This window comes from Nocardia colli (assembly GCF_008704205.1).
In the GTDB taxonomy this organism is placed as follows: domain Bacteria; phylum Actinomycetota; class Actinomycetes; order Mycobacteriales; family Mycobacteriaceae; genus Nocardia; species Nocardia colli.
The window spans coordinates 74,690-97,494 of record NZ_VXLC01000012.1; the positions used below are offsets into that span (position 1 = coordinate 74,690).

The 22,805-nt window shown below is 67.1% G+C and carries 17 protein-coding genes; 7 read left to right on the forward strand and 10 right to left on the reverse strand.

From position 1 onward, the window contains the following. The first annotated feature begins 7 nt into the window (after nucleotides 1–7). Nucleotides 8–1,447 (forward strand): type VII secretion-associated protein, encoded by a 1,440-nt coding sequence (locus F3087_RS23435; RefSeq protein WP_191094106.1) that lies wholly within the window; start codon nucleotides 8–10, stop codon nucleotides 1,445–1,447. 455 nt (nucleotides 1,448–1,902) lie between these two features. On the opposite strand, the gene F3087_RS23440 is transcribed toward F3087_RS23435, so the two are convergent. From F3087_RS23440 to F3087_RS23475, 8 genes are all read right to left on the reverse strand, one after another. Continuing rightward, nucleotides 1,903–2,205, reverse strand: coding sequence for a WXG100 family type VII secretion target (locus F3087_RS23440; protein WP_150404186.1), 303 nt, complete (start codon nucleotides 2,203–2,205; stop codon nucleotides 1,903–1,905). 39 nt (nucleotides 2,206–2,244) lie between these two features. Further along, a complete protein-coding gene (locus F3087_RS23445) occupies nucleotides 2,245–2,562 on the reverse strand; it encodes a WXG100 family type VII secretion target (RefSeq protein ID WP_150404187.1) in 318 nt (105 codons plus the stop codon). Nucleotides 2,563–2,951: 389 nt separating this feature from the next. Further along, complete coding sequence (locus F3087_RS23450; RefSeq protein WP_150404188.1) at nucleotides 2,952–4,211, reverse strand: DUF7373 family lipoprotein; 1,260 nt, start codon at nucleotides 4,209–4,211, stop codon at nucleotides 2,952–2,954. 4 nt (nucleotides 4,212–4,215) lie between these two features. Beyond that, nucleotides 4,216–5,403, reverse strand: coding sequence for a DUF7373 family lipoprotein (locus tag F3087_RS23455; RefSeq protein ID WP_150404189.1), 1,188 nt, complete (start codon nucleotides 5,401–5,403; stop codon nucleotides 4,216–4,218). A gap of 136 nt (nucleotides 5,404–5,539) precedes the next feature. Then, nucleotides 5,540–7,105, reverse strand: a complete 1,566-nt coding sequence (locus F3087_RS23460; RefSeq protein WP_150404190.1) for a serine/threonine-protein kinase — start codon at nucleotides 7,103–7,105, stop codon at nucleotides 5,540–5,542. A gap of 73 nt (nucleotides 7,106–7,178) precedes the next feature. After that, nucleotides 7,179–8,402: a DUF7373 family lipoprotein gene (locus tag F3087_RS23465; protein WP_150404191.1), complete on the reverse strand. Its 1,224-nt coding sequence runs from the start codon at nucleotides 8,400–8,402 to the stop codon at nucleotides 7,179–7,181. Continuing rightward, the gene (locus F3087_RS23470) at nucleotides 8,399–9,616 is read right to left on the reverse strand and encodes a DUF7373 family lipoprotein (RefSeq protein WP_223885284.1); all 1,218 of its coding nucleotides are present in this window, start codon (nucleotides 9,614–9,616) and stop codon (nucleotides 8,399–8,401) included. The genes F3087_RS23465 and F3087_RS23470 overlap by 4 nt, the downstream gene beginning before the upstream one ends. A gap of 82 nt (nucleotides 9,617–9,698) precedes the next feature. Beyond that, a complete protein-coding gene (locus tag F3087_RS23475) occupies nucleotides 9,699–10,859 on the reverse strand; it encodes a DUF7373 family lipoprotein (protein ID WP_223885285.1) in 1,161 nt (386 codons plus the stop codon). Between the two features lie 189 nt (nucleotides 10,860–11,048). On the opposite strand from F3087_RS23475, the gene F3087_RS23480 reads away from it, so the two are divergent. After that, nucleotides 11,049–12,329 (forward strand): FHA domain-containing protein, encoded by a 1,281-nt coding sequence (locus F3087_RS23480; protein ID WP_150404193.1) that lies wholly within the window; start codon nucleotides 11,049–11,051, stop codon nucleotides 12,327–12,329. A 5-nt stretch (nucleotides 12,330–12,334) separates the two neighbouring features. Here the strand turns inward: F3087_RS23480 and F3087_RS23485 are convergent, their stop codons facing one another. Further along, nucleotides 12,335–13,783, reverse strand: a complete 1,449-nt coding sequence (locus tag F3087_RS23485) for a neutral zinc metallopeptidase (RefSeq protein ID WP_150404194.1) — start codon at nucleotides 13,781–13,783, stop codon at nucleotides 12,335–12,337. Nucleotides 13,784–13,890: 107 nt separating this feature from the next. On the opposite strand from F3087_RS23485, the gene F3087_RS23490 reads away from it, so the two are divergent. The 5 genes from F3087_RS23490 to glmM all read left to right on the forward strand — a co-directional run bounded on the left by F3087_RS23490 (nucleotide 13,891) and on the right by glmM (nucleotide 20,946). After that, complete coding sequence (locus tag F3087_RS23490) at nucleotides 13,891–16,377, forward strand: FHA domain-containing protein (RefSeq protein ID WP_150404195.1); 2,487 nt, start codon at nucleotides 13,891–13,893, stop codon at nucleotides 16,375–16,377. Nucleotides 16,378–16,459: 82 nt separating this feature from the next. Beyond that, on the forward strand, nucleotides 16,460–18,247 hold the full coding sequence (locus tag F3087_RS46695; RefSeq protein WP_223885286.1) for a hypothetical protein: 1,788 nt from the start codon (nucleotides 16,460–16,462) through the stop codon (nucleotides 18,245–18,247). Between the two features lie 158 nt (nucleotides 18,248–18,405). Beyond that, a complete protein-coding gene (gene rplM / locus F3087_RS23500) occupies nucleotides 18,406–18,849 on the forward strand; it encodes a 50S ribosomal protein L13 (RefSeq protein WP_107654232.1) in 444 nt (147 codons plus the stop codon). Then, nucleotides 18,846–19,361 (forward strand): 30S ribosomal protein S9, encoded by a 516-nt coding sequence (rpsI, locus tag F3087_RS23505; RefSeq protein ID WP_150404196.1) that lies wholly within the window; start codon nucleotides 18,846–18,848, stop codon nucleotides 19,359–19,361. The genes rplM and rpsI overlap by 4 nt, the downstream gene beginning before the upstream one ends. A gap of 208 nt (nucleotides 19,362–19,569) precedes the next feature. Continuing rightward, nucleotides 19,570–20,946 carry a phosphoglucosamine mutase gene (gene glmM, locus F3087_RS23510; protein ID WP_150404197.1) on the forward strand — a complete coding sequence of 459 codons (1,377 nt, stop codon included), beginning with the start codon at nucleotides 19,570–19,572 and terminating at the stop codon, nucleotides 20,944–20,946. Between the two features lie 16 nt (nucleotides 20,947–20,962). On the opposite strand, the gene F3087_RS23515 is transcribed toward glmM, so the two are convergent. After that, on the reverse strand, nucleotides 20,963–22,672 hold the full coding sequence (locus F3087_RS23515) for an ABC-F family ATP-binding cassette domain-containing protein (RefSeq protein ID WP_150404198.1): 1,710 nt from the start codon (nucleotides 22,670–22,672) through the stop codon (nucleotides 20,963–20,965). Nucleotides 22,673–22,805 lie beyond the last annotated feature (133 nt).

The window sequence follows — 22,805 nt, forward strand, 5'->3', positions numbered from 1 at the left end:
CGAGGTCGTGGTCACCGACACGCGCGTCTGGGCGCGTGGCGCGACGACGCACTGGGACGTGCCGCCCTCGATCGTGTTGGGCAGCAACGGGTTCGATCTGGTGGTCGGGGAGTCGCTGACTCCGCCGACGCAGGTGAGTTCCGCGGTGCAGTACGTGCCTGCCGAGGCGGTCGCGTTGTTGCCGCGCGTCCCGTCTGTCGTCGACGGGCTGACCGCGATATTCGCCGCCGTGCTGGAGAACCTGCGGGTCGCCGCGCCGTGCGAGCGGATCACGCTGATCTGCCCGACCGAATGGGGCGCCTCGCGGCGGTCCGTCCTCGATCAAGCGGCGCGTCGCTTCACGGCGGACGTCGTGTTCGAGGAGCTGGCGGTGCGGGCGGTCGCGGCGGACGAGGGCACCAGCCACAGCCGGCGCACGCTGGTACTGGAGTTCGGCGCGCTCACCACCACGGCCACCGCGGTTATCCGCAGCCATCAGGGTGTGCACATCGAATCCTGTGAGCACCAGCCGACACTCGCGCTCGCCGAGGTGCTGCCGGAGTCACGTGGCTTCACGGCCTTGTGCGCGTTGATCGACCGGGTGCTTGACGGTCAACCGGCTGACCTCGCGCAATCCGTGGGTGTCACCGAGGCCGGGAAACTGGACCTTCTCCGCGCTGCCGTTCAGCAGCGCTGCGGGCAGGGCATCGGGCTGCGGGCGCTCATCGGGTCCGATCTGATCCGAGGCCGGCAGACCGAACCGATCCATCAGCCGGAGCTGCCGTCCGTACTGCCGCAGGACGAATGGATGCAGCCGTTGCGTGAACGCGCCGCGGCTCAACAGCCGCGTCGCGGCGGTCTCGGATACGTCGGTGCGGCCGTCGCCGCGGTCGTCGTGGTCGCGGCGGCCGTCGTCGGTGTGGTCGTATTCCTGAACCGATCCGACGATGCACCGGTCGCCGCGCCTGCTACTGCGGTACCCAGCAGTGAATCGGCGCCGAGCAGTACCGCCGCCGCACCGACGACCACCCCTGCCGCAGGGCCGGAAACCTACGGCCGCATCCGCTTTCAGATCCCCGACGGCTGGCATATCGCCTCCGCACCGGACGCCACCGGCAAGTCCCGCGTGGATCTGTCCCCGGACGACGGCGCGCGCCTACGCGTCACAGTGACGCAAACCCCGGTTGCTCCCGGCGCGACCTACGACCAGGTCGCGACGAAGCTCGAAACACAGATGAAGCAGCGCCCGGCGGGCGTGATGTCCGACTTGCAGCGCGACGTCGTCTACGGCGGCAGATCCACCCTCGCCTACACCGAACGCCCCGGCGACGGCTCCACCGTCCGCTGGCATGTGCTGCTGGAGTATGGAATTCAGGTCAGCATCGGCTGCCAATATGCCGACAACGACTGGCAGTCCTTGTCGACCACCTGCGAGAACTTCGGTAGTTCCGTCCGCGTGATTCAGTAACGCCAGTTCCCTCGGTTCAGCCTGCGATTCGTTCGAGAGCGAATGGACTACGGCCGGCGACGGTGGTCTACCGTGCCTACGGCCTCACGATTCCTTGCTGGTCAGTGAAGGCCTGACATCGGGGCCCAGCCCGGCCGTGTGGCATGAGATACGCGCGGTATTCCAGACTTCGAGAGTTGGTCGCGGCATCGTCGGAGGTCTTGGCCGGCGGCGTTGGCGCTGGACACCGCCAGCGGGCCGACTTAGTCGGAGCCGCTCCAAGGTGACCGGGTCCAGCGGCATCCACAGCATCACCGTGCTCCGCGTGTAGCCCGCTGCCGCGCACCCGTTCTCCTGCCGCGCACGGATTGCCGGGCGAATTCGCGCGCGGCGGGAAAGGACGCGCGCGTGACTTCACATAATTCGGGCCCCCGGCAAGTAGCTTGCCGGGGGCCCGAATTGGCCGAGACAGGATCTCAGAAAAGACCAGCGAGGCTGGTGTCGGTGCTCTGCAGATCCGTGTTGCCGGAGCTGACGGCGCGACCGGCGGTCTCCAGCGTGGCGTTCAGCTGGGTGACGCTGGTGTTCCACTGCGACTGGAGCTGGGCGAACGCGTCGTTGGCGTCACCCTTCCAGTAGTTGGTCACGAAGTCGGTGACCTGCTTGTGGAAGTCCTCGAGCATGCTCGAGATGTTCTTCGCTTCGGTCACGATGGACTGGGCACCAGCCTCGACCGCTCCGAAGTTAGAGGAAATGGTGTCAGGGTTGTTGGCTGCCATCTGGAGCTCTCCTTTGGTATCGGGTGGGCGTTAGCCGGGTCAGGGAAGCGTCAGGCTGGAGGCCTGCTGCGACACCTGCTGAGCGAACTGCTCATCCTGCGCTGCGAAGGCGTGGCCGGCCTTGGTGAGCTTGTCGGCAGTCTGGTCCAGCGTGTCATTCAGCTTCTTCGCCTGGGCGAAGTAGTTGTCCATGAGCGAATCGAATGCCGCACGCGCCTGGCCCGACCAGGTTGCGGTGGTGTCGTCCGACTTCGTGTTCAGCGCGGTGATCGCGTTTTGCAGCGCGGCGTGACGATCCCTGCAGTTGTCTGCGAACTTCTTGATGATCTCGTTGTTCGCTTCGAGCTGTCCTGCCATTTTGGCTCCTTCTCGGTTACCCGTCTCGGCCAACGGCAGAAGCCCCCAGTTGGCCTGTACATCTGATTGGACGCTCGATAGGTCTGATCGGTTCCATCCGACTCGAGAAAATTTGGATCTCCCCCTACGGAGATCAGACCCCAGCGTCCGTTGCCCTTGCGCATCCGTGCTGTCGGGGCCGCTGATTGGCCGCTCGTCAGGTCACGGACATGATGATCTTGGCATGTTTGCAACGCCAGCGCTCGGCTCCCCTCCTTCCCCCTGCTCGCTGATGTCTTGATTGGCGAGTGGGCTGGCTGCGTATACCTTACCCAACCACTATGGCTCCCGCTACAGCTGATCGTGGGTATATCGGCAGGAAAACGTCAGGGAAGAGCAGGGTGAAGGTGCTACTGACTGTTGGCGAGCAGCGCGTATTGGGCAGCGGCTCGCTGCTGTGCGTCCTGAAGTTGAGTGCTCCAGACATAGCCGACGTAGCTGCGGTACCGGACGGCGCAAACCCAGTCCTTGACGTATCGGTCCGTCGGAAGTTCGGCACATTTGCCATCCGGGAGGTTCGGCGGTTCTTGCCGTGCATCCGGCGCGTCGAGAATCGCGGACCACAGTGCCTTAGCCGAGTCGATATCCTGACTCCGGATGAGGATGGCTCCCTCCAGTAGCCTGCCGATCCCCTTGCCGAAGCTTTGCGCGATTCCCCTGGTGTAGCTGTTCGTTGACGCCGAGTATGCGTCCGAGAATACGAAACGCTCGCCTCTGGCGTAAAGAATCCGCGCCGCCATGCGGTCGGTTTGCCAGTGCAGGAATCCTTGCAGTTCGTAGGCTGCGAGGCTGCCGACAGCAGGAACAGATAGGTTCGACGGATTCAGTACTCGGCGGATCACGCCCTCGGGGTCGAGATCTAATCTCAGGACTTGTTCGGGCGACAGCGGCGTGAGGGCGTCGAGCATCGGCAGCTGGGCGGTGAACACCTTCTCGACAAGGCCGGTCAGGGCGGTGAGATCGGGCTGTGAAGTGGAGATGAAAGTATTGACCACGTAGTTCCCGTGTGCCACGACCGAACCGATTGTCGGTGTTCCTGGCCGCCAATGGGAATGCGCCAGTGGGTATTTCGCCAGCCGCACCCGCTCGTTCTGATCCGGGTCGACGGCGAAATCCGCCGCCTCGAATTCCGCCGCCGCTCGCTCGGCGGACTGGGGGTCGGGAAACTGCATGACGGTTACCGTGGTGAGCGTCGATTCAGGCGGCACTGGAACTGCGGTCTCCGGCCGGAAATCGCTACTGCCAGAAGCGAATCCGAACAACAACTTGTTCTGCGCGGCGATCGATACGCTCTGTTCCGCCAGGACGTTGCTTACGTCGTCAGGTTTGGTGATCTCCTGAACGCCGGTGCCGTATCGCAATTCGGGGGCGATGTCGATGCCGGTCACCACATGGTTAGCCAGGCGGGAGACGGCAAGTGAGGTCCCTCTGCGCAGCGAGTGGATGAATTCCCCGTCGGTGTCCAACGGCTCGGTGGGGTACTTGCCGACGTCGAGGGTGCGGACGTCTATCTCGCTGGGTTTCGGTGTGCCGGACGTTGACGAACCACATCCAGCGATGGTGATCAGAACGATGGCAGCGGCGGCGAGTCGCATGTTCTTGCTGATCATCGGTCTACTTCGCCTTTGCGAGAATTGCGTATTGTGCCGAAATCCGTTGGTACACATCGATCAGCTGATCCGACCACACCTCCGCGGTGTACCGGCCGTAGGACACTACACAATGAAACCTCGGAACGACTACATCCTTCGCGCGGCGTTCGCGGCAGCGAGCATCGGGCAGATTCTTCGGCGGATCTATCCGGCGAAACAGCTTGCTCAGCGCGCTGTGACTGTCTCGAATAAGCAACGCACTCTTCGGGTTCCCGGCGCGATAGAGATGACCGGCGTTGTGTGCAAACCAATCGACCCCGGCCTCATCGAACAACTTCTTATCCCGCACAGGGTCGTTGCTCATAAATAGGGCTCCGGCGCGATCGTATATGCCGGGAGGGTTACGCCAACCGTCTTCGTTCGGTCGCGGGAGTGCGAGGCCGAGCATGCCGTCGTGGTCCAGGGGGACATCCGTCAACTTGTCTGGCGACGTCGGACGGAACTCGCGCAATCGTGCGGCGACGGCATCGCTGCTTCGTTCCGCGAGCGTGACCATGGCGGGCAGATCGGTGATTTCGAGAGTCACTTTGGCGCGATCTCTGATCTCGGTGTGGATGACATACTGCCCGATGGCCTGGAACGAGTAGAGCTCTTGTGTCCCTGGCTTCCGGAACGCGTGAGCATCCCGGTACTTGGGGATGCTCACCGCTTCGCTCAATCCCTTCTGCGCGGCAAAGGTCTGCGCGAGGGCTGCGGCGGCCGATGCGGCGGCCTGCTGGTCGGAAAACAACAGTACGGTGTTCTCGAGCGCGGTCGCGATCAGCACATCGTTCTCCGAGTACGCGGAACTATAGAAACCTGCTATGAAGCCCGGCGTGCTCGCACGAAAACTGTCGGCGGAAATTTCGAGCGTATACAGGGTTTCGATGAATCCCAGTGTCGTGCTGGCGTCGGAGATTTTCTGGAAGCTGAACCTCGGGTCGATGTCCATCGGTAACGGGACAAAGCCAGCGAGGCGTTGCCCTTCGCTGAGCCTTGCACGGTCGAAACCGGGTTTACCGATCTCGCGCGGTGCGGTCGCGTAACTGCCGACATCGAGCTGGCTGACGTCGACGGCAGGCGATGGTGGAGGGGAGTCCGACCCGCATCCGGCGGTGCCCACCGACAAGACGGCCAGCCCGGCGGCGAGTGTTCTCAGTGCTGTCCGCATCGTTCCCTCCATCGACCGACAAGCAGGAGGACGAGCCGACGAACGATGATCCCCCCGGGTGCACGTGCGCGCGCCAGCGACGCTTCGCAATCGGCAACATAACACCCGGGGCCGCCGACCGGCGACACTGCTCGGGCTACTTCACTCGCTTCTGCAGCAGCGGGACCAGCTTGTCGAGCAGTACCTGCTCCGAATCTGGAGTCCAATTACGGAACGCGGCTACGGCTTCGGGATCGTCCAGCGGGATGACGGTGGCCCGAGTACCCGCGACTTGGTATGGCAGCCCGCGCAGCCCGCCACCTCCGGCGTCTTCGTCGGTGCGCACCGCGAGGACGTAGCTGTCGGACGCCACCTCGAGCGAGTCTGCTGATTTCATCGCCCGCGGCGATGGTTCGCCGCCCTGCGCCACGTAGCCCAGGTTGTAGACAAAGCCCAAGTCCTCCAGGAACTTTGTCTGTGGGGTGCCGCCGAGGAAGATCGAAACCGGTTTGCTCGTGCCGACCATGCGCTGCACATCCACCACCGTGATGGTCTTGCCGCGGAAGGCCGGGTTGGCGGCGCGGGCCTGCTCCTTCGACGGCAATGCGCTCACGGCGACCGTAGAGCTGGCCGCCGTGGTCGTGGCGGCGATGTTGGTGCTGGACTTGTCATTACCGCCGAGCCCCCAGATGCCCAGGCCCACGGCCAGTGCGACAACGACGACAGCGGCGCCGGCTCCGATTGCCCACCGGCTGCGGGAAGGCGCCGGCGGCGCTACCGTCTGCGGACCCGAAAACGCAACGCGCGGATCGGTATTCGGGCGCGGGTCGTAGGACTGCACGGGATAGCCGGCGGAGGTGCTCGTCGGGGCCGGGACGTAGCCGGGGGTGAAGGCGCTCGCGGCCGCGTCGGTGAATTCGCGGCAGGTGTTGTAGCGCTCGGTGGGATCTTTGGCCATCGCCTTGGCGAAGACGTGATCGATGGCGGCGGGCAGGCTGGGATCGACGGCGGTGGCGAGCGGCGGCGGCTCGTGTAGGTGCCCCATCATGACCAGCGCGGGTTGTGTTGCGGGGTACGGGTTTCGGCCGGTGAGCAGTTTGAAGAAGGCGCAGGCGAGGCTGTAGATGTCGGCGCGGTGGTCGAGGTGGCCGCCGACCAACTGCTCCGGCGGGGCGTAGGCGATGGTGGCGACGAAGCTGCCGGTCTGGGTGAGTTCGGTGGTGTCGTCGTTGGACTTGGCGACGCCGAAATCGGTGAGCAGCACGCGTTCTTCGTCGCCCTCGGTGGAGGAGAGCAGGAAGTTGGCCGGTTTGACGTCGCGGTGCAGCAAGCCTTTTCGGTGCGCGTAGTCGAGACCCTTGCCGACCTCGGTGGTAATGCGCAGTGCGCGAAGCGGATTCATCGCCCGCCTGTCCCGAGCCAGTTCGGCGGAGGCGTCGGTGCCGTCGACGTACTGCATCGCGATCCACAGCTGACCGTCTTCTTCGCCGCGGTTGTAGACCGAGACGATGTTCGGATGGTCGAGGCCGGCGGCGAGATTGGCCTCGCGCTCGAAGCGGGTGCGGAACTCGTGGTCGTTGCTGAGCTCGCCGCTGAGCACCTTCAGCGCGTCCATCCGCGGCAGGCTGGGATGTTTGGCCAGGTAGACGGTGCCCATGCCGCCCGCGCCGAGCACGCCCTGGACGCGGTACCCGCCCACGATAGTGCCGGGGCTTATCGCCATGATCCACAATCTCCTGAGTCGGTCCCCACGCGGCAGCATACTGGAACGCGCGGGGCGGGCCAGGTGCGTCGCATCAGCGGCTGTTCGCGAAAATCGCGTACTGGGCGGCGGCGCGTTGCTGCACGTCCAGCAATTGATCGCCGGTCACGAAGCCCGCGTATTGGCGATAGGCGACGATGCAGGTGAATCGCTTTATCTCGAAATCCATGGCCGAGCGTTTGTTCTCGACGCACGCGGAATCCGGCACATTCGGCGGGGCATCGGCATCGTGTGCCGCCGGTGCGGGCGTGCGTCGTTCGGCGACGATCTTCTTCGCGGTCGCGGGGTCCGGCGTGCGGGCCACGATCGTGCCGTCGGAAACGGCGAACCGGTCCGCGTTCATCGCGCTGAAGCGTTGTTTCGCGACACTCAGATCGTCGGCGTACTGCACGATGCCGCGCAGGCCGTAGAGCGCTTGACTGCCGATTGCCGGTCGTTCGGACTTGTTCGGATTCAATGCGCGGCTCAGCAGATGGTCGGTGTCCCAGGGCAACTGGAACAGTTCTTCATCGGTGAGCGGCTTCAATTGGTCCAGCGCGGGCAGTTGTGCGGCATAGGACTTTTCGGCTAGTCCGATCAACGCGTTCAGGTCCGGTTCGTTGGTCGAGACCAGATAGGCGACGACATAGGACCCGTGTGCCAGGAACGCGCGCAGAAACGGCGTGCCCGGACGCCAATGGGCGTGCGCGGAAGTGTAATTCGGCAGCGGCACCGGCTGGTTCTGCTCCCGGTTGGCGTTCAGGTCCGCGTCATAGAACTGCGACGCGGCCGCCGTTGCCCGCTCCGGATCGGGAAACTGCATCACCATCGTGGAGATCGCGGTCGCATGCTGCGTCGTTTTGATCGGCCAGGCGGACGGGACGATCGTCGTCTTCTGATCGAAACCGGTGGTCTTGAAACCGAACAGCAATTTGTTCCGTTCGGCGATCGGCTTCAGCTCGCCTTCGCTGCCGAGTTCGCCGGGCAGCAGTCCGCGGGATATCTCGAACGGCAACTGGCCGTACTTCAGGTGCGGATCTATTTCGTAGGCCGGTATCACGTAGTCCGACAACCGCATTGCGGCGATATGCGGCATGGAGGTGAAATCGGGCCGGTAATCGTCATCGTGTGCGTTGGGCGGCTCGGTGGGGTAGGACCCGGTATCGAGGTTGCGGATATCGACCTCGGCGGGCTGGAAGCTCCCGGCCACGATCGATCCGCACGCGGTCAGGCTCGCCGTCAGCAACGCGGCGAACGACAACACGAACGCGCGCCTCATTTGGTATTCACCAGCAACGTGTACTCGGCCGAGATCCGCTGCTGGGCGTCGAGCAATTGATGAGATGCCGAGAAAGCGGCGTAGCGGCCGTAGGCCACCGAGCAGTAGAAGCGGATCGCCATCGTCGTTCGCCCGATGTATTCGTGGCAGTCGGCGGTGGGCAGATTCGCCGGCGCGGCGGAGCTCTTGAACCGTTTGTTCAGACCGCCCATGTCCTTCTGCAAGGCCGCGGCCGCGACGGCATCGCGTGCCCGGTAGAGCTCCACTCCGTTCGACGCGTACCGGTCGGCGCCCGCCTTCTCCAGATAGCGGAGCGCGCTGGGCGGATCGTTGACGAAATGCAGTGCGGTGCGGGCATTGAAGGCGCCGGGCGGATTGAGCCACGAGTCTTCCCTCGGCCGCGCGATGGTGCGGTTGAGCACGCCGTCCAGGTCGATTTGCAGGTCCATGAGTTTGTCGGGCGGCGTCGGACTGAACTTGGCGATGGACGGGACCACCGTGTCGAGGCTCTTTTCCACCAGCGTCGACATCGCGGGCAGATCGACCTTCTCCAGGTAAACCTTCAGGTAGTCGTAGATCCATGTGTAGACGACGAATTTGCCGGTGGCATACCAGGATCCGATCGACTGCTGATTCGGTTGCCAGTGTGCGTGCGCGGCAGGGTATTTCGGTATCGCCACGGTGGCATTGCGGTCGCCGGCCTCGCGATCGACTCGCTCGAGTGCCGCGGCGGCGTCGGTGGCCTTCTGTTCGTCCGGGAAGATCAGCACCGCGTTCACCAGGTCGATGCCCCGATTGTCTTCCTCGGTGCGGCCGTAGCTCTGGAAGCCCGCGACGAAGTCGGGCGCGGCCTCGGTGAACCGGTCGACGGCCATGCTGTCGCGGAGAGCGAACTTCGGGTCGGTGAATACCGTGGCGACGAACGGATTGCCGTGCGCGAAACGGGAGTCGATGTCCAGCGGCACCGGCACGAAATTGCCGAGTCGTTCCGCTTCGATTATCCGGGCCTGCTCGAGGCTTTTCACCGCGCCCAATTGACGCGGCTTCGCGTCGTAATTGCCGACGTCCAGCTTGCTGAGGTCGACGGCGGCGACGGGGGTCTCCGCAGGCGGCTCATCCGATCCGCAACCACCGGCGGCAATCGCCAGTATCGCCGCCGTGACCAGGGCATACGCCGTCCGGCGCGGCATCGGGTTCGCGCGCAGCTGCAACATCCCTCCCCTGACGGCTGTGGTTCCCGCGGAATCTTACGTCACCGCGTGACGCGACACCTGACCACAGCGTTCAGGATTCGGTTCACAAACTGTTCGCGAGCAGCGCGTATTCCGCCGCCACTTTCTGCCGGACGTCCGGTTCTTTGTCGCTGGTGACGACACCCACATAACGCTTGTACGGGACGTAGCACCGGAACTTGTATTCGCGGTCCGGGTTGCCCTTGCTGTTGAGCTGCAGGCATTTGGCGCCGGGCACGTCCTTCGGTGCGCCGAGCGTGTCGTAGTGTGCGCCTTCGCTTTCCATCAGCCCGTCGGCCAGTTTCTGGGCGGCGGCGGTGTCCCTGGTGCGGGCGACGTAGCTGTCGTCGGCGACCGCCTGACGGTCCACGCCCGCCTCCTCGACCAGACGCAGGTGCGCGGATTCGTCCTCGGCGCGGTGCACCATGTGGCGCGGGCCGAAGATGGCGAAGACGGCGGCATCGGGGGCGCGGTTCTTGCGGTCGCTGACCGCGACCCGGGCGAGCAGCCCGTCCGGATCGACCTTCAGGTCCTTGATCTTCTCCTGCGGTGTCGCCTGGAACTTGTCCAGCTGGCTGACCTGCGCGGCGAGCGCCTTGTCGACCCAGCCGGTCAGGTCGGCGCTGTCGGCGCGCGGGCGCTGGATGAACAGGGAGATGACGAATTCCTTGTAGGCCATGAAGGTGCCGACGGTGGGAACGCCTGGGCGCCAATGGATGTAGGCGTCCGGGTACTTGGTCGAGGGCAGTTTGCGGTTGTCCGGCGAGATGGTGATGTCCACGTCTTCCAGCTCGCGGGCGGCGAGCTTGGCGATCGCCTGATCCGGGAAGCGGAACAGGGCGGTGGTCACCGCGGTCGCGTCCGGGGCCGGGTTGGTCTGTCCGGCCGGGTCGGGCTGGTCGGCGCCGCTGGCCGCGTAGCCGGCGAGCAGCTTGCGCTGGTCGAACACCGGCTTGGACGACTTGGCCACGAAATCGAGCGCCTGCTCGGCGTCGGCCACCACGGTGCTGCCCCGGCCGACTTTGAGCGACGGATCGATCACCACGGTCGGCGCCACCGCGTCGGACATCCGCATGCCCTCGAGCAGCGCGGCCTTGTCGCCGGGGTCCTGGTTGTACTGGTGCCGGTCCACCGCGTAGGTGCCGACCTCTAGCTGGCGTACGTCGACCTCGCCCGCCGTAGCGGTGCCTCGTACGCCGCCGCACCCGGTCAGAAGACCAGCCAATGCGATACACGACGCGGCAAGCGCGATTCGCGATGTCCGAACCATGACGGGTCCTCGTTTCTTCACGTGCTGTCACTGAAGTTACCGGACGGACGCCTGGGAGGGGGGTCGATAGTTGTGGGATTGCAATACCCTGGTTCCTGTGACGACGCCCCTGGACAGTGCCTTCGGTCGAGGCCGATACCTCTGATGGATCGGCAGGTCGAGGTCGTCGTCGGTGGTCACGCGGTGGTGCGCGTCGCCGGGGCGCTCGTCGTGGTCGGGCATCGCGGACCGGGCAGGCCGACCCGGGATTCGCCCGCCGCGCTGGCCGTGGAGTCGCTGGCCGAGCTGGTGCGCGAGGCGGCCGAGCACGAGCCGAAGGGGCCCGGCGCGGTGATCGCGCGCCAGGCCACTCGATGGCTGATGAAGCAGGCCGAGCAGATCAGTCCGGGGGAGCCGATCGACTTCGGCATCCTGTCCACCGCGGAAAGCGGTGGGGTGGCGATATTTCTGCACGGCGCGGTGACCGCGGTGCTCGCCGGGGACGGCACGGTCGAGCGGTACCGGGGGAGCGACGCGGCGTTCACGGTGGATCGAGTGGCCGGGGTGCCGGCGCGCGCCGTCGCGCTGTTCGTCGACGACGCGAAGGGGCGTATCCCCGAACTGCCCGCGCAGCGCGGCATCGGCTGGCTGGTCGAGGGCATCGCGCAGGCGGGCGGCGCGATCATCTGGTCCGAAGAGGTGCAGACCAGGGCGTTGACCGGGCTGCCGCGCGAGGGCGCGCACCGGCGCGACGACGAGGAACTGCTGCCCACCGCACGCATCGACCACGAGCCGCCGCCGCAAGAACCGCAGCCGCACACCGGAAGTCAGCGCTCGACCGCCGCGCACGGCCTCGACGAGGACCCGCACCAGGCGCACACCGAGGTGAGCGGCACCAACCCGGCCGCGCCGCCGGACCCGGAGTTGCAGCGGCGGCTGGAGGCGACGGCGAAGGCCACCGCGCTCACCGTCAAGGTGATGGGATTCAAGTGCGCCAGAGCGCATCCCAGCGATCCGCGGGCGGCGTTCTGCACGGTGTGCGGCATGCCGGTGGACCAGACCCAGGCGCTGATCGAGGTGATCCGGCCGCCGCTGGGCATCCTGATCCTCGACGACGGCATGACCTACGTGCTCGCCGCGGACGCCGTGATCGGCCGCGACCCAGAGCATTCCGACGCCGCGCAACGCGGCCTGGTCCCGCTACGGGTGGACGACTCCTCCGGCGGCATGTCCCGCGCCCACGCCGAGGTCCATCTCCTGAACTGGGATGTGACCGTGGTGGATCGCGGCTCCACCAACGGAACTCGCACCCGCCTGCCCGGCTACCGCGACTGGATTCGCCTGGCCCCCAACCAATCCATGGTCCTGGTGCCCGGCGCCGAGGTCATGCTCGGCAACCGGGTCCTGCGCTTCGAACACTCCGCCCCGCCACCCTTCGGCGGTTAGACCGGCTACGAATACCTTGACGTGCAGGTCTTTTCGCCGTTGATCACGCCCGCGCGGAACGCGTCGACGCGGGCGAATCCGCTGCGGACGGTGTTGCCCTGTACATCGCTGGCGGCCAGGCCGTCGGTGAGCAGGCCGGAGACCGCCTCGTCGAGATCGCCTGCGGCGAGGCCGATGTCGCCCTGTGCGGTCGGCCGGTTGGGTGCGGCGAGCTTGCCGGTGATGACGCCGGACAGACAGGCCGCGCGCAGGCCGGTCTTGGCGCCGACCAGTTCCTGGCCGTTGTGCTGCTGGACCGCGAGGGTGTAGCGGGAGATGAAGACGATGTAGCCGTTGTAGTCGCCGGTCACCTTGAGCGGCAGCGGGTCGTCCACGTCCCAGTTGGACGCGCCGCGCTGGGCGAGGGCGGGGATGTCGGTGCCGATGGTGTTCGTGTCGGGGCAATAACTGACCGGCTCGGTGGCGACCCCGTCCCGGCAGGCGATCTTGGCGCCGGAGTAGTCGTAGGTCGGCGACGGCTTGGTCGGCAGCAGCGCGGCGAGAGCCTTGCTGAGCTCGACCAGGGTGCTCTTGTTGATCTCGTATTCGCCGCGGCCGGTGTCGCCGCTGAAGTCCTTCGGCAGATTGCCGCGCCGCTGGTTGATCTCGTCGATGTCGATCCGCTTGCAGCCCTTCGGGCCGTCGGTGAAGCCGACCTGCACGGCGGTGACGCGCTCGAAGGCCGAGCCGTGCACGCTTTCCGGGTCGTCGGGGTCGGAGTCGCGGATGGCCACGGTGGCGGCGAGGACGGAGTTGAGGCCGTCGGAGGTGTTGATGGTGAAGTGCTTGGACTTGCCCTCGGCGACCGAGCGCATGAACGCGCCGGCGAAGCAGTCGGCCTGCTGTTCCTTGACGATCACCGGATCCTTGGCGCCGACCAGCCGGGCCATGGTCTGCACCGCGTGCCCGTATTCGTGCGCGAGCACCATGACCACGGCCATCTTGCCGAAGGTCTCGGTCATGGCGGGCAGCAGCACGGAGCGGTCCCAGCCGATGGAGTTGTCCAGCCGGCAGTAGGCGGCGTTCACCAGGTGGAAGGTGGTTTCCTTGCAGAATTCACGGGCGTCGCTGCGGGGCGCCTTCGCGCTCCAGGAGAGCAGCGTGCCGACCGGCTTGAAGTCGCCGCTCTGGAATTCTTTGCCGAATTCGCCGTGCCAGTAGGTCTGGATGTCTTCGACGGCGTTGAGCGCCAAGGTGTCCTCGGGGCCGCCGTCGCCGTTGGTTGCGGTGAGCGTGCTGTCCTCGACGCCGGTCCTGGGTCCGCTCGGACCGCTGGTGGTCGGCAGCCCGGCCACCTTGAACGGGTCGTCGTAGATGGAGACGGCACGGCCGTCGATCAGTCTGGTGCAGCCCGCGACCAGCACCACAACAAGCAAGGCGGCGGTAATGATCGCCGTCGCACGGACTTTCGGCAAGGCTCCCCCTATTCGGCCGGTATCACGTTCACATCGGTCGCCGGATCGGGGCAAAAGGCGCGTCGGGGGCACCGCCGATGTCCGGGTGATGGAATAGTATCCGCTGCATGTCTTCACCGGGGGCGCAGACCATCACCGTGCGCCATGATGGAAACGAACGAGTATTCGATTCGAGCCAGCAGGTCACCATGGGCCGTGCGCCGGAGGTGACGCTTTTCGTCGACAGCCCGCTGGTTTCACGGGTGCACGCGACACTCACTTGGCAGGGTAGTGCCTGGGTGCTGAGCGATAACGGAAGCACCAACGGTGTGTTCGTGGACGCGCGCAGACTCAGCCAGCCGGTGTCGATCGACCGGCCGACGCAGGTGCGTCTCGGTGACGCGATCAGCGGTCCGCTGCTCCATCTGTTGCCGGCCAATCCGCAACCCCCGCAGCGCCCTTCGGTGCGGCCGCCGCAATCGGGTCAGCAGCCGCAGGCGGGTCAGCCGATGTCGGGCCAGCGGCCCGCCCAGCAGTTCCAGCGCCCGGCGTATCAGCCGCCGCAGGACGCGCAGCCGCAGGTCAACATCAACCTGACCACCCGGGCCGACACCTCGAACATGCCGCCGGTGCGCGCACGTGCGTCCACCGCGGCGATCGCGCGCGGCGACCGCCTGCCCGCCGGCGGCCTGACCATCGGCCGCACCACGGACAACCAGATCGTGGTCAACGATCCGCTGGCCTCGCGCAAGCACGCGCGCCTGGTCGCCGCCTCCGACGGCCTGACCATCGAGGACCTCGGCTCGGCCAACGGCACCTTCGTCAACGGCCACCGCCAGCAGCGCTCGGTGCTGCGCGAGCGCGACATCATCACCATCGGCAACATCGACTTCGTCGTGCAGCAGGGCACTTTGGTGCTGCGGCAGAAGCCGGTGGCCGAGCAGGGGCTCGCGGTGCACGGGGTCGGCTTCACCGTCGAGGGCAACAAGCAACTGCTGGTCGATGTGAACATGCAGGCCAGCCGGGGCACGCTGACCGCGCTGATCGGTCCGTCCGGCGCGGGCAAGTCGACGCTGTCGCGGTTGATCGCGGGCACCACCCGTCCGTCCGGCGGTGTGGTCACCTTCGAGGGCCGCAACCTGCACGCCGAATACGAGGCGCTGCGCTCCCGGATCGGCATGGTGCCGCAGGACGATGTGCTGCACCGGCAGCTCACCGTGCGGCAGGCGCTCGGCTACGCGGCCGAGCTGCGGCTGCCGCCGGACAACAGCCGGGCCGACCGGCAACAGGTGATCGACGGTGTGCTGAAAGAGCTTTCACTGACCGAGCATGCGGACACCAGGGTGGACCGGCTCTCCGGCGGCCAGCGCAAACGCGCCTCGGTCGCGCTGGAACTGCTCACCGGCCCCTCGCTGCTGATCCTGGACGAGCCGACCTCGGGCCTGGACCCGGCGCTGGACCGGCAGGTGATGGTGATGCTGCGCGAGCTGGCCGACGCCGGCCGCGTGGTGATCGTGGTGACCCACTCCATCGCCCACCTCGACATGTGCGACCAGGTGCTGCTGCTCGCGCCCGGCGGCAAGACCGCCTACTGCGGCAACCCGGCCGGGGTCGGCAACGCGCTCGGCACCAGCGACTGGGCGGAGATCTTCGCCAACGTGGCAGCCAATCCGGATCAGGCGTTCGCCGCCTATCGATCCAGACAGGCGTTCGCGCCACCGCCGCCACCGCCGCCCCAGCAATACGGGTCGGCGGGCTCGCCGCCGCAATCCAGTGGCGGCAAACAGTTCTCGACGCTGTCACGCAGGCAGATGCGGCTGATCCTGGCGGATCGCGGCTACCTGTCGTTCCTGGTGATCCTGCCGTTCATCCTCGGCGCGCTATCGCTGGTGGTGCCGGGCAAGGACGGTTTCCAGCGGGGCGCGCTGAAAGCGTTGCCGGACGGCACCTTTGTGCCCACCGGCGGCGGCGAGACGCAGCAGCTACTCGTGGTGCTGATCCTCGGCGCCTGCTTCATGGGATCCACGCTCACCGTGCGTGATCTGGTCGGCGAGCGCACCATCTTCCAGCGCGAACGCGCGGTCGGGTTGCTGCCGTCGGCGTATCTGTCGGCGAAGATCGCCGTGTTCAGCATCACCGCGCTGCTGCAATCGGCGGTGCTGGTCGGCATCGTGCTCGCGGGGAAGAAGCGGCCCGGTGAGGGCGCGGTGCTGTCCTCGGGCAGCGCGGAGTTGTACATCGACATCGCGTTGACCGCGGTGTGCTGTGTCGTTGTCGGACTGCTGCTTTCGTCGCTGGCCAAGTCGAACGAGCAGGTGATGCCGCTGCTGGTGGTCGCGATCATGGTGCAGCTGGTGATGGCCGGCGGGCTGATCCCGGTCACCGGTCGCGTCGTGCTCGAGCAGGTGTCCTGGCTGTTCCCGGCGCGCTGGGGTTACGCGTCCGGCGCCTCGACGGTGAATATTCGGGAGGTGTTCCTCAACGCGCAACCCGACACGTTGTGGCAGCACACGCCGGGCATCTGGGCCCTGGACGTCGGCGTGCTGTTGCTGATCACCCTGGTGCTCGCCGTGCTCACCTGGCGGCGGTTGCGACTGAAGTCGTCGGCGGCGTGATGGGCGAGCGTTTTTCCGGCCACTACCGGGGGCTCCGGACAAGAGCAAGCATCTCGGCCGCACACCAGGCACACTTATGCCTGTGACGGTGCGAGTAGGGGCAGTACATCTCGGCTGGGATGTGGTGTCCGTGGCCGCGGGTGGCGGTGGCACACCGATCCGCCCGGTCCAGGTGGAGGGTATGTGGACACCGCCGGCGTATCTGCTGGCTGATTCGTCGGGTCGGTTGCACACCGCCGGCGTGGACCGGCAGCGCCCGGACCTCGGCATGGCGATCGCCGATGTGCGCGACATCCTCGGCCACCCGCAGATCGTGGTGGCCGGGGCGACCTGGCCTGCCGAACTGGTGTTCCGGGCCAGGATGTACAACCCGCTCGCCTCGATCGGCAAGCATCTGCGCGGCAAGCCGGATCTGGTGGCGCTGCCGTTCCCGGACGGCTGGCCGGACGAGAAGGTCGAGGTGTACGCCGCGCTGGTGGAACAGCTCGACGTGACCGTCGAGCCGCTGCCGGAGAGCGTCGCGCTGTCGGGTTATGTGCGCGCGCTCGGGCTGGTGCATCCGCCGGATCAGGCGCGCCCGCACGGCATCGGCGCGACCGGGGTCTACTCCGACGGCCGGACCGTGCTGGTGGTCGCGGTGCACGGCGACGACGAACAGCCGACCGAATCGGTCGACGTGCCGGTGACCATGGAGTCCATGCGCGACGCCAGGTCCGCGGACAACGTGGTGATCGAGGTGATGGCCGCGGCCCGCTCGATCGGCGCGGACACCTCGACGGTGCTGCTGTCGGGCAACGTGTGTTTCAACGACGCGCTGCGCCTGGCCTTCCAGAATCATCTCGGCCACCGCCTGCAGGTCGCCGATCATCCGATGCACGCGCTGGTGCTGGGCGCGGCCCACCTGCTGGTGACCGACACCGAAGCCGAAGAGCCCGAACCGGCGGCACCGCCGGGCCGGCATGCCGAGCCCGCGCCACCGCGCGTCGACCCCACCCAGTTTCAGGATCCGGGACCGCAGTATCGCGATCCGGCCGGGCACTACCGGGCGGAATCCGCACCGCAGCAGGCCGCGCCGGGCCAGCGTCAGGCCGGTGCCGCGCATCGGCAGGCCGAATCGGCACAGCGCCAAGCGGAGTCCTCGCAGCGCCGAACGGACGTGCCACAACCCCACATGGATCCGTCGCCGCCGCGAACGGTGCCGCCCGTGCAGTACGGGCCCGGCTATCCGACGCAGGGCGAGGAACCGACGACCAGGATCACCCGCGACGAGGTCCAGCGCGGCCTGCCGCCGAATCTGGCCGAGCTGGGCAGCCGCTTCACCCGGCCGCCGGGGCAGTACCTGGAGGAGCAGGGGCGTCCGCCCGGCAGCAGCGCGCCGCAGAGCGGGCCGCCGCCGGCCCAGCCGTCCGGCGCGCGGTCGTATCAGGCACCGCAGTCCGATCCCGCCGACCAAGGGCGGCAAGGGCAATGGCGTGAGCCCGAGTCCGACGACGACGATGACGAAGGCCGTCCCCGCAAGGGGAAGCTGTGGAACAAGATGAAGGACAACCTGTTCGGGGCGCACACGGTGGTCGGCGCGCTGGCGCTGGCCGTGGTCGCGCTGCCGACCGGCGCGGATCGGGTCGAACTGACCGCGGCCGAGGTGAGCCTGGCGGCACCGGCGCCGGCCGGTCCGACGGTGTGCCCGCTGATGCCGTACGTGACCAACGAGGTCCGGCCCGGCATCTCGTCCACCCGTGGCCCGGCGGCCGCCCCGCACGACCGGGAGACCGCGGATCCGGACTGCGGGCAGCCGAGCGTCGACACCCTGCGCTTCCTGCTACCCGGCCCGCGCCGGGCCATCGATCCGGGGCCACCGATCCAGATCTGACGCGATTTCGGCTGGTAGATCCGGGCTGGTATTGTGGCTCGTTGGCGTATGGGCGACCGGGAAACCGGTCGTGCAATCGAACCCCGGGTCTCCACCGGCCGCCGGGAGCTTCGACCACATGCCTGGCCGGCAACACCGACTACAGACAGGGAAGCACTGTGCCTACGTACAGCCCCAAGGCTGGTGACGTCACCCGGCAGTGGTACGTCATCGACGCCACTGACGTAGTGCTCGGCCGTCTCGCCGTTCAAGCAGCGAATCTGCTGCGTGGCAAGACGAAGCCGACCTACGCACCGAACTTCGACGGTGGCGATTTCGTCATCATCATCAACGCCGACAAGGTTGCCATCTCCGGCAACAAGAAGGCGGACAAGCTGATCCACCACCACAGCGGGCACCCGGGCGGCCTCAAGTCGCGCACTGTCGGTCAGGTGTTGGAGAGCCGTCCGGACCGGCTCGTGGAGAAGGCCGTCAAGGGCATGATCCCGAAGAACAAGCTCGGCAACGCGATCGCGGGCAAGCTGAAGGTCTACGCAGGCCCGAACCACCCGCACGCCGCTCAGCAGCCCATTCCGTTCGAGATCAAGCAGGTGGCCCAGTGACCGCTCCTGAGGAATTCAACGAAGAAGCCGTCGTCGAGGAATTCGACGCCGTCGAGGTTGTCGAGGACGGCGAAGGCTACGAAGAGGCCGAGGTCGCCGCGGAGACCTTCGCCCCGATCGTGATCGACCGCCCGGTGCAGACCGTCGGCCGGCGTAAGGAAGCCGTCGTTCGCGTGCGCATGGTGCCGGGCTCCGGCAACTTCGTGCTCAACGGCCGCACCATCGAGGATTACTTCCCGAACAAGGTGCACCAGCAGCTGGTCAAGTCGCCGCTGGTGACCGTCGAGCGGGCCGAGAACTTCGACATCATCGCGCTGCTGCACGGTGGCGGCCCGTCGGGACAGGCCGGCGCCCTGCGTCTGGCCATCGCCCGCGCGCTCATCGAGGTCACCCCGGACGACCGCCCCGCCCTGAAGCGGGCCGGCTTCCTGACGCGTGACCCGCGTGCCGTCGAGCGTAAGAAGTACGGTCTGAAGAAGGCCCGTAAGGCGCCGCAGTACTCGAAGCGCTGATTTTGGCTTCGCCGACCACCGTCATCCGGCACCCTGGAGGTGCCGGGGGCGGTACGGTCGGCGGGCAACCTGTACGAGAGCAGGCGTCCAGCATCGACTGGTCGCCTGCTCTCGTGCTGTATCAGCCGCGGCGTTTCGGGTGCCCCTCGTGGCAACACCGGCTGTCGCCTTCGGGCGCGCCGCGGATCCACCGATGAGGGGCTGAGGTATGGGACGTTTGTTCGGCACCGACGGAATCCGTGGGCTGGCCAACGAGTCGTTGAGTCCGGAACTGGCGCTGCGCGTTTCGGGTGCGGCCGCCCAGATTTTGAGCAGTGGCAAGGAACGCCCGCTCGCGGTGGTCGGCCGCGACTCGCGCGCCAGCGGTGAGATGCTGGAAGCCGCGGTGACCGCGGGCCTGACCGCCACCGGGGTGAACGTGCTACAGGTCGGCGTGCTGCCGACGCCGGCCGTCGCCTACCTCACCGGGCTCTACGACGCGTGCTTCGGCGTGATGATCTCCGCCTCGCACAATCCCATGCCGGACAACGGCATCAAGATCTTCGCGGCCGGCGGGCACAAGCTCGACGACGCGATCGAGGACCGCATCGAGGCGCTGCTCGCCGAGGACGTCGCGGTGCGACCGACCGGGCGCGGCATCGGCCGGGTGGTCAACGCGTCCGGCGCGCGCGACCACGGGCAGACCATTCCCGATCAATACAGCATCGCGGGCACGCACGAGCGCTACGTCGAGCACCTCGTCGAGGCGACCGCGCAGGACCTGACCGGGCTGACCGTGGTGGTCGACTGCGCACATGGTGCGGCCGCCGAGGTCGGGCCCGCGGCGTTCCGGGAGGCGGGCGCGACGGTGATCGCGATCAACGCCGAGCCGGACGGTCTCAATATCAACGATGGTTGCGGCTCAACGCATTTGGAGATGGTGCAGCGGGCGGTGCGCGAACACGGCGCCGACCTGGGGCTGGCCCTCGACGGTGACGCAGACCGCTGCCTCGCGGCCGATGCCGACGGCAATGTGGTCGACGGTGACGTCATCCTGGCGATTCTCGCCCTCGCTATGCATGAGACCGGTGATCTGGCGAAAGACACCTTGGTCGGCACCGTGATGAGCAATCTCGGCCTGCACATCGCCATGCGGGAGGCCGGAATCACCTTGCTCACCACCGCCGTTGGTGACCGCTACGTGCTGGAGGAACTTCGCCGCGGCGGGTACACGCTCGGCGGCGAGCAGTCCGGGCACGTCATCTTCCCGAAGTTCGGCACCACCGGCGACGGCATCCTCACCGGCCTGAAACTGATGGCCAGGATGGCCCGGACCCGGCGCAGCCTGGCGGATTTGTCCGGCATCTTGCGGACGGTGCCACAGGTATTGGTGAACGTGCCGGTCAGCGACAAGTCGCTGGTCGCGGCGGCGCCCGAGGTGCGCGACGCGGTGCTGGAAGCCGAACGCATTCTCGGTGACAACGGCCGAGTCCTGTTGCGGCCCAGCGGCACCGAGCAGTTGGTCCGGGTCATGGTCGAAGCGACCGATCCGGCTCAGGCCAGGCAGCTCGCCGACGACCTCGCCAAGCGGGTCGCCTCCGTCTGATCGGCAGCGCCGCTGGTCAGGTGGTTTCGGTGAGCTTGCCGAAGTCCATGTGCCAGCGGCGGGTCGCCTGGACGGTGTCCAGCATGCGGCGGTCGTGCGTGACCAGCAGCAGTGTGCCGGTGAAGGATTCGACGGCCTGCTCGAGCTGTTCGATGGCGGGCAGGTCCAGGTGGTTGGTCGGTTCGTCGAGGACGAGCAGGTTCACTCCGCGCGCCTGCAACAGCGCGAGGGCGGCGCGGGTGCGTTCGCCGGGGGACAGGGTTTCGCAGGCGCGCAACGCATGTGAGCCGCGCAGGCCGAACTTGGCCAGCAGCGTGCGGACCTCGGCATCCGGCCAGTCCGGCATCTGCGCGCCGAAAGTGTCAGCCAGCGAGGTCGTTCCGCGGAACAAGCCGCGCGCCTGATCCACTTCGCCGATCTCCACACCGGAGCCGAGCATGGCGGATCCGGTGTCCGGCTTGATCTTTCCGAGCAGCAGCGCGAGCAGGGTGGATTTGCCGGAGCCGTTCGCGCCGGTGAGCACGATCCGGTCGGCCCAGTCGACCTGGAGGGTGATCGGGCCGAGGGTGAAATCGCCCCGGGTGACCGTCGCGTCGGACAGCGTGGCCACCACCGATCCGCTGCGCGGCGCGTTGCCGATGGTCATCCGCAGCTCCCACTCCTTGCGCGGCTCCTCGACCGCGTCCAGGCGTTCGATGCGGCGTTGCGTCTGCCGGGCTTTGGCGGCCTGCTTCTCGGTGGATTCGGCGCGCATCTTGCGGCCCGCCTTATCCGAGTCGACCTTCTTCGGGTCGCGCGCCTTGCGGCGGGCGTTGCGCACGCCGTGTTCGAGCCAGTTGCGCTGCATTTGTGCGCGCGCCTCCAGGCCCGCCTTGGTGTCTGCGAACTCCTCATAGGCCTCGCGCGCGTGCTGGCGGGCGATCTCGCGTTCGGTCAGATACGCCTCGTAACCACCGTCGTAGAGGCCGACCTGCTGCTGGGCCAGATCCAGTTCGACGATGCGATTCACGGTCCGGGCCAGGAACTCTCGGTCGTGGCTGATCACCACGAGCGGTACCCGGACGCCGGTGACGAACTGTTCCAGGCGGGCCAGGCCGTCCAGGTCGAGATCGTTGGTCGGCTCGTCGAGCAGCAGAATGTCGAAGCGAGACAACAACACCGAGGCCAGGCCGGCGCGCGCGGCCTGGCCGCCGGACAGTCCGGTCATCGGGGTGTCCAAGCCGTTGGGCAGGCTGGCGATCAGGCCGAGATCGGCGGCGACCTCGGCGGCGCGCTGGTCGAGGTCCGCGCCGCCGAGAGCGAGCCAGCGTTCCAGCGCATCCGAGTACGGCATCGCGGAGCGATTCGATGAGGGGCGGTGGTCGGGCGACGGGTGGGCGTATTCGTCTTCGCCGCCGTCCGCGATGCGTTCCGCCGCGGTGTCCATCGTTTGCTGGGCGGCCGTGACTCCTGTTCGGCGGCCGAGGAATTCGAGGACCGACTCGCCGGCTACCCGCTCGGGTTCCTGCGCCAGGTAGCCGACGGTGGCGTCAGGCGGGCTCAGGGTGATGCTGCCGGTCGGTGTGCGCCGGTCCGCGAGCATGCGCAGCAGCGTCGACTTGCCCGCGCCGTTCGCGCCGACCAGGCCGATCACGTCACCCGGGGCAAGGGTGAGATCGAGGTCGTCGAACAGGGTGCGTTCGCCGTGGCCCGCGGACAGTCCGCGCGCGTGCAGAGTGGTGCTCACTGGCTTAAGTCTGCCGTGCTCACGCGGCCGCCTCGCACCCGGTCGCTACTCGGGGTCGCACCCTGACCCCTGGGTACTGGAAATCAGGGTCGGGATCGGTCCACGGACCGATGCGGCGCGGCGTGCGGCTCGG